Origin of the sequence: Meiothermus luteus (assembly GCF_003574085.1) — a bacterium.
Lineage (GTDB): Bacteria > Deinococcota > Deinococci > Deinococcales > Thermaceae > Meiothermus > Meiothermus luteus.
This window is the reverse complement of record NZ_QWKZ01000004.1, coordinates 37811-50641: the sequence shown is the minus strand read 5'-3', so window position 1 is coordinate 50641 and position 12831 is coordinate 37811. Positions and strand designations below refer to the sequence as shown.

General features: G+C 65.6%; 12 protein-coding genes. 4 read left to right on the top strand and 8 right to left on the bottom strand.

The genetic code is table 11. From position 1 onward, the window contains the following. Nucleotides 1–83: 83 nt before the first annotated feature. A complete protein-coding gene (locus Mlute_RS01390) occupies nucleotides 84–2339 on the bottom strand; it encodes a RelA/SpoT family protein (protein ID WP_119358982.1) in 2256 nt (751 codons plus the stop codon). Between the two features lie 105 nt (nucleotides 2340–2444). Between Mlute_RS01390 and Mlute_RS01385 the strand changes: the two genes are divergently transcribed. After that, nucleotides 2445–3401 carry a carbohydrate kinase family protein gene (locus Mlute_RS01385; RefSeq protein ID WP_119358981.1) on the top strand — a complete coding sequence of 319 codons (957 nt, stop codon included), beginning with the start codon at nucleotides 2445–2447 and terminating at the stop codon, nucleotides 3399–3401. 1 nt (nucleotide 3402) lies between these two features. Here the strand turns inward: Mlute_RS01385 and Mlute_RS01380 are convergent, their stop codons facing one another. Both Mlute_RS01380 and lptB read right to left on the bottom strand, forming a co-directional pair. Further along, on the bottom strand, nucleotides 3403–4878 hold the full coding sequence (locus tag Mlute_RS01380; RefSeq protein WP_119358980.1) for a DUF3084 domain-containing protein: 1476 nt from the start codon (nucleotides 4876–4878) through the stop codon (nucleotides 3403–3405). A gap of 37 nt (nucleotides 4879–4915) precedes the next feature. After that, entirely contained in the window at nucleotides 4916–5683 is a 768-nt protein-coding gene (gene lptB, locus Mlute_RS01375; RefSeq protein WP_119358979.1) for an LPS export ABC transporter ATP-binding protein, read from the bottom strand. 99 nt (nucleotides 5684–5782) lie between these two features. Between lptB and gltX the strand changes: the two genes are divergently transcribed. After that, a complete protein-coding gene (gene gltX / locus Mlute_RS01370) occupies nucleotides 5783–7225 on the top strand; it encodes a glutamate--tRNA ligase (RefSeq protein ID WP_119358978.1) in 1443 nt (480 codons plus the stop codon). Here the strand turns inward: gltX and Mlute_RS01365 are convergent. From Mlute_RS01365 to Mlute_RS01345, 5 genes are all read right to left on the bottom strand, one after another. Then, nucleotides 7220–9145, bottom strand: coding sequence for an AMP-binding protein (locus tag Mlute_RS01365; RefSeq protein WP_119358977.1), 1926 nt, complete (start codon nucleotides 9143–9145; stop codon nucleotides 7220–7222). The two genes, gltX and Mlute_RS01365, sit on opposite strands and share 6 nt — an antisense overlap. Before the next feature lie 63 nt (nucleotides 9146–9208). Beyond that, nucleotides 9209–10072: a serine/threonine-protein kinase gene (locus Mlute_RS01360; RefSeq protein ID WP_119358976.1), complete on the bottom strand. Its 864-nt coding sequence runs from the start codon at nucleotides 10070–10072 to the stop codon at nucleotides 9209–9211. A 31-nt stretch (nucleotides 10073–10103) separates the two neighbouring features. Continuing rightward, complete coding sequence (locus Mlute_RS01355; protein WP_119358975.1) at nucleotides 10104–10781, bottom strand: metal-dependent hydrolase; 678 nt, start codon at nucleotides 10779–10781, stop codon at nucleotides 10104–10106. Between the two features lie 52 nt (nucleotides 10782–10833). Then, nucleotides 10834–11304: a DUF3809 family protein gene (locus Mlute_RS01350; RefSeq protein WP_245958801.1), complete on the bottom strand. Its 471-nt coding sequence runs from the start codon at nucleotides 11302–11304 to the stop codon at nucleotides 10834–10836. Next, the gene (locus tag Mlute_RS01345; protein ID WP_119358973.1) at nucleotides 11292–11495 is read right to left on the bottom strand and encodes a DUF3248 domain-containing protein; all 204 of its coding nucleotides are present in this window, start codon (nucleotides 11493–11495) and stop codon (nucleotides 11292–11294) included. Before Mlute_RS01345 ends, Mlute_RS01350 begins: the two co-directional genes overlap by 13 nt. Nucleotides 11496–11557: 62 nt before the next feature. On the opposite strand from Mlute_RS01345, the gene mobA reads away from it, so the two are divergent. Then, a complete protein-coding gene (mobA, locus tag Mlute_RS01340) occupies nucleotides 11558–12271 on the top strand; it encodes a molybdenum cofactor guanylyltransferase (RefSeq protein WP_119358972.1) in 714 nt (237 codons plus the stop codon). 6 nt (nucleotides 12272–12277) lie between these two features. Next, on the top strand, nucleotides 12278–12817 hold the full coding sequence (locus tag Mlute_RS01335; RefSeq protein WP_119358971.1) for a hypothetical protein: 540 nt from the start codon (nucleotides 12278–12280) through the stop codon (nucleotides 12815–12817). Nucleotides 12818–12831: the final 14 nt, after the last annotated feature.

Genomic DNA, 12831 nt, shown 5'->3' with positions numbered 1-12831 from the left:
GCCTTGGGCCGAAGCCAGCCCACCCGCTCGGCCAGGAGGCCCACCCCAAAGGCCACCCCCAAGGCCAGGACAAGGCCGCCCACCTAGAGCACCTGGGACCAGTTCACCGCCCGCACGCTGGGCACGTTGCGCAATCGCTCATCCAAAAGCCTCTGCTCGGCCTCGCTCAGATCTACCCGGGTGCTGATGCGGAAGAGGGAGGACAACGGAGAGGTGGGGCTCGAGGTCACCCCCATGGCGCTCTTCCCCAACGAGGCGATGGCGTCCATGATGTCCCGAAGGAGCCCAGCCCGGTCGTCGGCCAGCACCTCGAGCTGCATCACCCGCCCCAGCCCCTCCCAGTAGGCCGGCACCACCCGGGCCGCATCCTGCTCCATCAGGCGGCGCATGTTGGGGCAGCCCATCTTGTGGATGGTAACCCCCCGCCCCCGGGTGATGTAGCCCAAAATGGCATCCCCCTTGGCTGGCTCGCAGCAGCTTGCCAGCTTGATGGGGGCCTGCAAATCCGGCTCCAGGCGGATGCCAAGGCCATTCCTAAGGGGCCGAGGCCGAGGAGGGGGCGGCTCGGACCGGGGCAGCAGCAGGCGGGCCACCTGCTGGGGGGCTACCCGACCTCCCGCGATGGCCGCGTAGAGGTCCTCGGGGGCTGGGCTTTTGATGAGCTTGCGCCCTACCTCCTCGAGCTGGCTTTCCAAGGGCTTGGGCAGCCCCCGCCGCTTGAAGTATTTCTCCAGCATGCGCATCCCCTTCTCCAGGGTCTCGGCCCGCTCAAAGGCGCGGAAGAACATGCGGATTTTCTGCTTGGCCGAGCGGGTCTTGGCATACTCCATCCAGTCCTTGGAGGGATGCGCGGTCTTGGCGGTGAGAATCTCCACGATCTCGCCGTTTTGCAGCTCATAGCTAAGGGGCACGATGCGCCCGTTGACCTTGGCCCCCACCATGTGGTGCCCCACCTCGGTATGAATGTGGTAGGCGAAATCCACGGGGGTCGAGCCTTTGGGCAGGTTGATGATCTTGCCCTTAGGGGTGAAGACGAAGACCCGCCCCCCTAGGAGCTCCTTGGTCACCGCCTCCACAAAATCGCGCGAGCTGCTGAACTCCTGCTGCCAGTCCTGGATGTTCTTGAGCCAGCCCACCCGCCGCTTCAGCTCCTCGGGGTCGGTCAGGCCCTCCTTGTACAACCAGTGCGCGGCGATGCCGAACTCGGCCACCTGGTGCATCTCCTTGGTACGAATCTGCACCTCCAGGGGCAGGCCGTTCACCGCTATAACGGTAGTGTGCAACGACTGGTAGCCGTTGGGCTTGGGCACGGCAATGTAGTCCTTGACCCGGCCCGGAATGGGCTGCCACAGGGCGTGCACCAGGCCCAGCACGTGGTAGCAGACCTGCTTCTCCCGCAACGCGTTCTCCTCGGTGTTGGGGCTCTTCCTGGGCTCCAGGATGACCCGAAGGGCCAGAAGGTCGTAAATCTGCTCCAGCGCTTTTCCCTCCCGCTGCATCTTCTTCCAGATGGAGAAAAGGTGCTTGGTGCGGCCCGCGACCTCAAAGCGCTGAACCGATTGGCGCAAGATGAAGTCGCGCGAGAGGGCCTGTTCCAACTTCTCCCGGGCCGCCTGCACCGCCGCCTCCCGCTCCGCCCGGTGGCTCCTGAGTCGGGCTTCCAGGTTGGCGAAAGCCTCGGGCTCGAGGTAGCGGAAGGAGAGGTCCTCCAGCTCGAGCTTGACCTGCCCAATCCCCAACCGGTGGGCCAGGGGTGCGTAAATTTCCAAAGTTTCGCGGGCGATGCGCTGTTGTTTCTCAGGGGGCATGTACTCCAGGGTGCGCAGGTTGTGCAGCCGGTCGGCCAGTTTGACCACGATAATCCGCACGTCCTCGGCCATGGCGATAAACATCTGCCGCAGGTCTTCGGCGTGCTTTTCCTCAGCGGGCTTATCCTCCTGGGCGGCGTGGGCCAGCTTGTAGAGCTTGGAAACCTTGGTCTCGCCCTCCACAATTCTGCGCACCGCTGGGCCAAAGCGCTCTTCTAGCTCCTCCGGCCGCACCTCGGTATCCTCAATGGTGTCGTGCAGAAGGCCGGCCATTATGGTCTCGGCGTCCAGCTTCAGCTCGGCCAGAATCTGCGCCACAGCCACGGGGTGGGTGATGTAGGGCTCCCCGCTTCTGCGCTTTTGCCCTTGGTGGGCCAGATAGGCAAACTGCAAGGCCTTTTGCACCCCAGCCTGCGCATCGGGCGAGAGGTAGTGGAGGTAGGGGGCCAAGCTCTCCCAAAGGGCCTCTACAGACAGGGACTCAGACTGGGGAGCAGGGGTAGAAACCGGTTCGGGGGTATGTGGGGTCATGGCAAGAAACTCGGCCCGTCTTCCGTCGGGCCCCCAGGTTGGCCTCCCTCAGTCTACCACCTCAGCCTCCTTGACCGCCCTAAACCCAGGGTTAAAATCGGCCCCATGAGCAACCCCAGGCCCCTTCTGGCCCTAGGCGACCTCACCTGGGACGTGCTGGCCAAACCCGACACCCTGCTCCTGCCTGGGGGCGACACCACCGGACGGGTTTTGCTGATGGGGGGAGGCAGCGCCGCCAACGTGGCGGTTTGGGCAGCGCGGGTGGGTTACCCCAGTGCCTTCCTGGGGGCGGTAGGCCGCGACCGCTTCGGCGAGTTCGCTGTGCAGGAGCTGGAGGCCGAGGGGGTATCCTCCCACATCGTCTGGAAACCCCACACCCCCACCGGGGTAATCCTGGTGCTGATTGACGCGGCCGGGCAGCGCTCCATGCTTACCTCCCAGGGGGCCGACTTTGAGCTACGCCCGGAGGAGCTGCCCAGCCAGACCATCCAGCAGGCCGGGCACCTGCACATAACCGCCTGGTCGCTTTTTACCGACCCCCCCCGGGCAGCCGCCCTCAGGGCGGTGGGGACAGCACAGGAAGCGGGGCTTAGCGTCTCCTTTGACCCGGCCTCGTTCCAGATGATCCGCGAGATCGGCCGGGAGGAGTTCCGTCGGCTGACCCGTGGGCTTTCCCCTGACTTCGTCCTCCCTAACCTGGATGAGGGTCAGGCCCTAACCGGGGCCCGCCACCCTGAAGACGTGTTGGAGGCCCTGCGGGGACTCTACCCAAAGGCCATGGTCCTGCTCAAGCTGGCCGATAAGGGGGCCCTCATCCTGGACGGAGAGCGGCTTATCCGGCTGGAGGCCACCCAGGACCAACCGGTAGACGCCACCGGCGCTGGAGACTCCTTCTGCGGTGCCTTCTTGGGCCATTACCTGCGCTCCTACGATCCCTTGGCCGCAGGGCAGCTCGCGGTCCAGGTGGCGGGCTGGGTCATCGCCCGCTTTGGCGCCCGCCCCCCGGCGGACACCGAGCTGCAGGAGCGCATTGCCCGCTACGGCTACCGGGCCCCGGCGTAGGCTAAGGAAGTATGCGCAGCCCCAGGCGGGGCGGTTCGGTGGGGTAGAGGTCCTTCAGGGCCACCACCCCCACCCGGGTCCCCCCACGCCGGCCGCTGAGCTGGGCAGCCAGGCTGGCGAACTCCTCCAGGGGAATCCCCCCCTGGGCCAGCTTCTCGGGAATCCATCCGGCCCCACTCAAGCGGCTCTCAACCACCTGGGTCAGGGCGTTAAACTTCCGCCGGAGCTCCCCCGAGCTGGCCGGAAGCAGCAGGGTGGTGGAGGCCAGCACCTCGCCCTCGGCAAAGACCTGCTCCCGGGCCCGGTACTCAATCACTACCTGCACCCGGCCCTCCGGGTCCACACCCCGCACCCTGGCCAAAAGCAGCCCTGACCCCAGGTTTAACAGCTCAGGCAGCTCCGCCACCTCCATCCCCCGAAGCCCGAGCAGGCGCACGCGGTTCTCGGCCCGCCGGACAACCTCGAGCAAGGCCATCTGCTCCCTCCCAGGCAGCACCACCTCCTCCGCCAGTAGGCTCATCCGCAAGGCCCTCTCCAGACCAGCCGCGATAACCCGGTTGCGCTCTTTTACCTGCTGTAGCTCCCGCTGGGCCTCCAAAAGCCTGGCCCACAAATCGGCGTTTTCCCGTTGTAGGCTTTCAAGCTGGCGTCCAAGGCCCTCGTCCAGCGCTGGGGCCACCGACGCCCTTCCCAACACCGCGATATCCCCCTCCAGGTTGCGCTTCTCCTGTTCCAGCTGGCGCAGCCGGGCCTCGAGCACCTGGGTCCGGCGCCGCAGCTCCCCAAGCCGCTTCTGGGCCTCCTGGCGGGCCTGTTCGAACCGGCGAAGCTGCTGCTCAGCCCGCTGGGCCTGCACCCTGAGCGTCTCTCGATCCGACAAGAGACGGCTGTTCTCGGTCTGCAGCAGGGTCTTCTCTCTCTCCAGGCGCTCCCGCTCCTGCAAAAGGTCGGCTCGAGCCTGCTTCAGCTCCTCCAAGGCCACCCGCTGGGCCTGGCCCTCGGCCTGCAACCTTTCCAGCTCCTGCCGAAGCCGCTCCCGCTCCACAAGCACCTCTTCCAGGTCCTGACGGGTCTGGCGCTGGAGCTCTACGTTTTGGCTAAGCTGCCGGGCCAAAAGGGTGAGGCTCCGCTCAAACTCATCGCGCTCAGCCTTGAGCTGTTCGTACTGGCTAAAGATGGTGGCCGCTCGGCTCTCCAGCCGCCCCACCTCAGCCCGCAACCGGTCGCGCTCCTGCCGCACCGCCTCTGCCCGAAGGATGGTCTCCCGGGCCTCCCGCACCAACAGGAAGAAAGCCCCAAAAGCCCCCAGGGCAATGAGCACCCCGGTGGCCACAGCCACCAAAGTGGCCGTGGCGCGGGGCCGCAAACCCAGGAAACGCCAGTGGCGCTTGCCAACCCGCTTGGCTACCAGATCGCCCACATAGGCCACCAGGCCCGCCACCAGCACCAGCAAAATCAGAATGGCCCAGAAGGTCATAGCGCTTCACGGTCGCACGGCCAAGCTCCACGGGGGCTCACAGCTCGTACTCGTCGCCCAGATAGTGGGTGCGCACCCCCGAGTCGCGGGCGAAGGCCTCGGGGGTCCCGTGGAAGGCCATCTGCCCGTCGTACATAAGGTAGATGCGGTCGGCAATGGCCAAAGTCTCCCGCACAGCGTGGTCGGTGATGAAGATGCCCACCCCCCGCCGCTCGCGCAGCTCGGAGATAAGCTTTTGAATATCGCGGACATTCTTGGGGTCCACCCCGGTAAAGGGCTCGTCCAGCAGGATAAAGTCGGGGTTGGTGCAAAGCGCCCGGGCGATCTCCAGCCGCCGCCTCTCCCCACCCGAGAGGGTATAGGCGTATTTGTCCTTGAGGTGGGCGATGCCCAGCTCCTCTAAGAGGGCCAGGGCCCGCTCGAGCCGCTCCTTCCTGGCCAGGGGCTGGAACTCCAGCACCGCCAGAAGGTTTTCCAAAGCGGTCATGCGCCGGAAGGCCGAGGGCTCCTGGGGCAAATACCCCAAGCCCAGCCGGGCCCGCTTGTACATGGGAAGACGGGTCACATCCCGCCCACCCAGGCGAATCTGGCCCGCATTGGGCTCTATGAACCCCACCAGCATGTAAAAGGTGGTCGTCTTGCCGGCGCCGTTGGGGCCAAAAAGGGCCACAATCTCGCCCCGGGTAAGCTCTAGGCTTACCCCCCGCACCACCTCCCGCCGGCCGTAGCGCTTGACCAGGCCGCTGGCCTCCAAACGGGCAATGGAGGAGGGCTTTTCTGGGACCACTGGCACTACCGCTTCCATCTACCCCCAGGGTAGCACCCCCGGCTAAGCCGGCTGTGAGAGATATGACCCAAAGCCATGGGTTCCTTGCCAGCCCCCGACCCTGCTATCCTTTTGCCTATGGTCGTGACCCGCATCGCGCCCAGCCCTACAGGCGACCCTCACGTGGGCACCGCTTATCAGGCGCTGTTCAACTACGTCTTTGCCAAGCAGCACGGCGGCAAGTTCATCGTCCGGATAGAGGACACCGACCGCTCCCGCTACAACCCCACCTCCGAGCGGCGCATCCTGGAGATGCTGGAGTGGCTGGGGCTCTCCCCTGACGAGTCTCCACTCAAAGGGGGGCCCAATGGCCCCTACGTGCAGTCCCAACGCCTGCCCATCTACCACCAGCACGTGCAGATGCTGTTGGCCAAAGGCGCGGCCTACCGGGCCTTTGATACCCCCGAGGAGCTGGCCAAAGCCCGGGAGGAGGCCCTCCGGGCGGGCAAGCAGGAGATGGGCTACAACCGGCGCTACCGCGACTACCCTCCTGAGGAGGCCGAGCGGCGGGCTGCCGCGGGGGAGCCCCATGTGGTCCGGCTCAAGGTGCCGCTGGAGGGAAAAACCATCGTGCACGACCTCCTGCGGGGGCCGGTGGAGTTTGACAACGCCACCCTAGACGACAAGGTCATCCTGAAGGCCGACGGATACCCCACCTACCACCTGGCGGCCATGGTGGACGACCACCTGATGGGCGTGACCCACGTGATACGGGCCGAGGAGTGGCTCACCAGCACCCCCTTCCACATCCACATCCTGCGGGCTTTCGGCTGGAAAGAACCCGTCTGGTGCCACACCCCTCTCCTGCGCAACCCGGACAAGTCCAAACTCTCCAAGCGCAAGATGGACACCAGCGTGGACAGCTACCGCGCCCAGGGCATCCTGCCTGAGGCCCTGCTCAACTACCTCGGCACCATGGCCTGGAGCATGCCCGATGGACGGGAAATCTTTAGCCTCGAGGAGATGATGGCTCACTTCCGGCTGGAGCGCATCCGGCTGGGGGCCCCGGTCTTTGACCTGGAGAAGCTCCGCTGGATGAACGGGAAGTACATCCGCGAGGTGCTAAGCCTGGAGGACCTGACCGAGCGGGTCAAGCCCTTCCTGGAACGGGCCGGCCTCACCTACCCCTCCGAGGACTACCTGAAGCGGGTGGTTGAGGCCATGCGAGCCCGCTTTGAAACCCTGCAGGAGTTCGTGGACAAGTCCATGTACTTCTTCAGCGAGGCCTACCCCATGCAGGAGAAGGCCCTGGCCAAGCTAAGGGAAGGGGCCCCGTTCTTGCCGGAGCTGCACGAGCGGCTCCAGAAGGCCCCAGATACGCTTCCCGAAACCACCGAGCCCCTCTTGAGGGGCTACGCCGAGGCCAAAGGGGTCAAAGCGGCCCAGGTAATGCAGCCCCTCCGAGCGGCCCTCACCGGCTCGCTGGAGACCCCAGGGATGTTTGAGCTCCTGGACATCCTGGGCAAGGAACGGGTGCTGCGGCGGCTCGAGCGGGCCATGGAGCGGATCAAGGCCCTATAGGCCCACCTGCCGGATGGCCTCCACCGCCTGAGGGTTCTCCAAGGCCGAGAGGTCCCCCGGGTTCTGCCCCAGATAGGCGGCCCGAATGACCCGCCGCATCACTTTGGCGTTGCGGGTTTTGGGCAGATCACTCACAAACAGGACCCGCTCCGGCTTTAGAGCTTTGCCCAACCGGGCCGCAATGGTTTCGGCGATGGCTTGGGCCAGCTCAGGCCCCTCCAGGTACCCTGGGCGCAGCACCACAAAGACCACCGCCACCTCCCCTTTCACCTCGTGGGGCACGCCTATGGCCGCGGCCTCCTTCACCGCTGGATGCTCCACCGCAGCGCTCTCGTACTCCGCAGGCCCCACCCGCTTTCCGGCCACCTTGAGGGTATCGTCGCTGCGCCCTTGGATGAACCAGTGGCCCTCCTCATCCAGCAAGGCCCAGTCCCCGTGCACCCATACGTTCTCAAATCGGCCCCAGTAGGTACTCAAATAACGCTCAGGAGCGTTCCAAAAGCCCTTGGTCTGCCCCGGCCAAGGCTTCAGAACCGCGAGTTCTCCCACCTCACCACGCACCGGACGGCCCGAGGCGTCCAGCACCTCGGCGTGGATGCCCGGGGCCGCGGTGTTGAAGCCCATGGGCTTTATAGGCCGCCAGACGGTGCAGCCCAGAATGCCCCCCCCGACCTCGGTACCCCCGGAATAGTTGATGATGGGCAGCCGGCCGCGGCCCACAGTATGGAAGAACCACAAGTAAGGCTCCAGGTTCCAAGGCTCCCCGGTGGAGCCCAGCACCCGCAGCCTGGAGAGGTCGTGTTCCTGCACCGGGGCATCCCCTAGGGGCATCAACGCCCGCACCAAGGTGGGCGAGAGGCCCAGGTGGGTCACCCCATGACGCGCGCACAGCGCCCAAAGCCGACCCGCATCGGGGTAGTCCGGAGCCCCCTCGTACAGAAGCACCCGGGCCCCCAAGGTGAGGGCCCCCAGAATGGCCCAAGGGCCCATCATCCAGCCCATATCGGTAAACCAGAAGAGGGTCTCTCCCTTTCGCAGGTCAAAGAGGTGGGCCATGTCCTGGGCCGCTTTCAGGGGGAACCCCGCGTGGTAGTGCACGGTGCCTTTGGGCCGGCCGGTGGTTCCGGAGGTGTAGATGAGCATGAAGGGTTCCATGCTCTCCACCGGTAGGTAGGGGGCTTCCTTGGGCTGAGCAGGGACCAGCTCGTCCCAGGCCACCTCGCCTGAGGCCAGGGGGACATCGCCGAAGCGACGCACCACCAAAAGCTGCTTTACGCTGGGCGAAAGCCTAGCCGCGGCTCGAGCGTTCTCCAACAAGGCCACCCGACCACCCCTGCGAAGGAACCCATCCGCCGCGATGAGAAGGCAGGCCTCAGCGTCTTGCAACCGGGTGGCCGCGGCCTCGGGGGCGTAGCCGGAGAAAATGGGCACGAAGATGGCCCCAATCCGGGCCACAGCCAAAGCCGCAACCGCGGTCTCTGGGAGCATCGGCAGGAAAAGGCCCACCCGGTCCCCCTTCCCAACCCCCAAAGCCCTAAGCGCATGGGCGGCCTGGGCTACGGCCACCTCCAACTCCTGGTAGGTGAGCTGCCGCACCGCCCCGTCCTCGCCTTCCCAAAGAAGGGCCGGCTCATTCGGGCGCTCCTCGGCATGGCGAAGGGCGTTTTGGGCCAGGTTGAGCCGACCCCCCACAAACCAGTTGGGCCACTGGGGCCCTTGGGAAAGGTCCAGCACCCGTTCGTAGGGCACAGACCACCGCAGGTCCAAAAGCTCCAAAGTAGCCTGCCAAAAGCGCTCCGTTTCCTCGATGCTAAGCCGGTAGAGCGCTTCGTAGCCATCTAACCCAAAGTGCTGCAACAGGGCCTCAATGTGGCTGCCACGGGTGTAGGCTTCGGAGGGAAACCAGATGGGCTTGTTCATGGATGGCCTCGCGTTTAGCTTGGGCTTAGTCTACCCTGAGGTCCCCTGGATACGCCCACAGCCTCAGCGCTTGCGAAACAACCTGAAAATTCCCCGGCCTCGCTGGGGTTTCTCCCCTTTTTCAGGCTTGTTCGACTGAGCGGGAGGCGCAGGGGGCGGCTGAACCGTCTGCAAGAAGGCCTTCAGGGTTGCCCGGATGGCCGGATCTTTGGCCAGCAGGTTGCGCACGATTCGGTCCAGGTGGGGTGGAAGGTGGGTAGGCGGGGGAAGCTTGTGCAGGTGGGCGTAGGTGAGCTCCTCTAGGCTCTCTCCCAAAAAGGGTCTTTTCCCCACCAGGAGTTCAAAGGCCATCACCCCGAAGGAGTAGGCGTCGGAAGCAGGGGTGGCGGGCTCTCCCAAGAACAGCTCGGGAGCCATGTAAAAAGGGCTCCCCGCCCGCTCTAGGGGTTTGGGGTTCTCCCGGGTTTTGGCCACCCCGAAGTCGCCCAGCTTGAAGCGGGCCCCATCCACAAAGATATTGGAGGGTTTCACGTCCTGGTGCACGACCCCCCGCTCGTGCAAGTACAAAAGGGCCTGGGCCACCTGGGTCAAGCACTCCAAGGCCGCCTCCCGGCTTAGCGGGCCCTTCTTGAGGAGGTCCTCCAGCGTCCCCTCCGGGAAATACTCCAGGGCCAAGAAGGCTCCCTCCCCTTCAGGCCTACCGGAGAGGCCCCGCACCAGGTTGGGGTGGTGCAAGGTAAGGGAAAGGGCTACCTCCTGAGCGAAGCGTTCGGTTAGGGTCCGGTCCGTGCGCACCTCGCGGCGCGGCACCTTAAGGGCCACCTGGGTACCGTCAGGGGCGCGGGCCAGGTAGACCTGGGAGGAACGGCCTAGGCCCAGCAGCATCTCCAGCTTGAAGTCTTGGCGGGTGAGGCGACGGTAGTCCATGGCGTCCGCGGCTATTAGACCACAACCTTTATTAGGAGAGGGTTAGGCGCTCTCCCGGCGCCAAAGCCGCCCCCCCAACCCCAAGCAGCCCCGCTCGGTGGACAAAGGCCACCCCGTCTTGGGCAATGGGGGGGAAGGTGTTGTAGTGAACCGGCAGAACCTGCTTGGCTCGGACGAGCTCCAAAGCCTTTAGGGCATCCTCGGGGCCCATGGTGAAGTGGTCGCCGATGGGCAGCACAGCCAGGTCAATGGAATAGGAGGACAGCAGGGCCATATCGCTGAACAAGGCCGTGTCGCCCGCAATATATAGGCGCTTGCCGGCCAGCTCGAGCACGCACCCCTGGGCTAGCCCCCCATACGTGCCATCGGGAAAGGAGGAGGAGTGCCAGGCCGGCACCCACTTGAGCCAGCCCCCCGCAAAGCGGTAGGTGCCGCCCAGGTTCATCCCCACCCCCTTGGCCCCCTGCCGCTCGGCGTAGGCCACAATCTCGTAGTTGGAAACGATAGGGGCCCCGGTACGCCGGCTTATGGTCACGCTGTCGCCGTAGTGGTCGCCGTGGGCGTGGGTCAGCACGATCAAGTCGGCCTCCACTTGCTCGGCCGCCAGGGCCGCCTTGGGGTTTCCGGTGAGGAAGGGGTCCACCACAACGCGGGTGCTGCCATCGCTTATGAAAAGGGCCGAGTGTCCCAGATACTGAACCTCGAGCACAGTACCACCTCCTGACGCCTACCCAGTATAGGCCCACCGCCCAAAAAGGGGTTTACCCCCCCTCAGCCAGCCGCTGGAGCACCCGCTCCACGCTGCGATCAAAGGCCACCTCGGCCATCCGCCGCAAGGCCCGCCCACCCCATTTCTCTCCCTCGGGCAGCTCGGCGTGGATGCGCAGGGTAAGCCGGTAGACTAGTTCTCCCTCCACCGCATGGCCCTCCCCCTCGAGCTCGGCCCAGAACCTGGGTTGCTCTGGCAAGGACAAGGCCACCAGGCGGGCCACCGGCCCCCGGGTTTCTATACGGCTGCGGAAGGGGAGCTGGATTTGGCCCAGGAAGGGGGCCTCGGCCAGCAGGTGGCCCTCCACCAGGCTGCCCCGGCGGCCCAGCGCCCCAAAGGGCGGCTTTCCCGCAAACACCCGCTCAGGAGCCCACAGGTTGGCCGGAGGCCCGGCAATGCGCAGACAAAAGGACTTTTCCAGCAGCATATACTCCCGTCCCGAGGCGGCGCTTAGCTCACCCACTCCACCCGCACCCGCCCGGCCTGGGCCAGCCGTTCAATCTCCTCGTCGGTGACGTTGCGCAAGCGAGAAAGCTGGGAAAATTCCGGGGTTGCCGAGGCCAGACCCACCCGCACCACCAGCACCTCCTCGCCCTCGGCCTTCCCAATGCGCCAGACCAGGTAGTTGCCGAGCCGCTCGAGCAGGTCGTTCATACCCTAAGCCTACCCGGTGAGGAAGGCTGGGTAAAGAGCGCCCACCGCAGTAGACTTGGCCCGTGGAAGCCATCGTGCTGGCCGGGGGTAGCCCAGAAGACCCCCTGGCGAAAAAATTCGGCGTGGCCAGCAAGGCCCTCCTGCCCTACCGGGGCCGCCCGCTGGTGGAGCAGACCCTAGCAGCGCTTCACCAGGCTGGTCTGGAGGTGGTGCTGGTGGGCCCCCCGGCCCCCTTGCACCCCTCGCCAAAGGCGCACCTGGCCGACCGGGGCAGCCTCCTGGCCAACCTCGAGGCGGGCCTGCAGGCCGCTCAGGGAAAGAGGGTGCTGGTGTCCACCGGCGACATGCCCTTCCTCAGCGCAGAGGCGGTGCGCTGGGTCCTGCAGAATGCCCCCGCCGCAGGCTTCGTCTACACCATTGTGACCCGTTCAACCATTGAGGCCCGCTTCCCGGGAATGCGGCGCACCTACGCCAGGGTACGGGAGGGGGTTTTCACCGGGGGGAACATCGCTTTGCTGGACAAAAGCCTTTTCCAGAGCGCCTTGCCCCTCATTCAGCGGGCCCTGGCGCTGCGCAAGCGGCCCTTAGCCCTGGCCCGGATGATCGGCCTGGGCACCCTGCTGCGGGTGCTCCTGGGCCAGGCCGGTATCCCCGAGCTCGAGCGGCGGGTCTCGCAAATCCTAGGCCTGCCGGCTCGAGCCCTCCTCACCCCCTACGCAGAGGTGGGGGTGGACCTAGATAGGGAGGAGGACCTGCGCTGGCTCGGTGTAGACTAAGCCCAGATGCGAACGGTTCGTGAATTACGTTTGGCGGGCCTTATCGCCTACCTGGCCGCTTTGGTTTCAGGGCTTATGGTATCGGGGCTGCTGCACCTGGCCTTCGGCGGGCGGGGCCAGTTTGGCTGGGAGGGCTTCAACCTCCTGGGCCTCCTGGAGGGGCTGGCCTTTTTGATGGTCTTCACTCTTACCCTATGGCTGGCCAAGCGAGCCGTGCGGGTAACCACCACCACCCTGCTTTCCGCCGGCCTTTTCGCCCCCACCTCGGCCCGCAAACTGGCGCGGCCGGTGCCGGTCATCAACGCGCTGCAGTCCTTTGAGGGAAACATCGCGGTCCTCCTAGAAGGCGGCCAGCCGGTGGGGGTCATCGGCATCGCCGACTCCCTGGTGCCCTGGGACGAGGCCCCGGTGGTCCCGGGGGACACCGCGGCCAGCGAGCTAGGCTCCTTGTTCCGCCAACACCAGATCGTCTTCGTGGCTGACGGCAACAACATCCACGGCATGATCACCCGCGAGCGCTACTTCAAGTACCTGGGGGCCCCGTAGGTCTGTCCAAATAA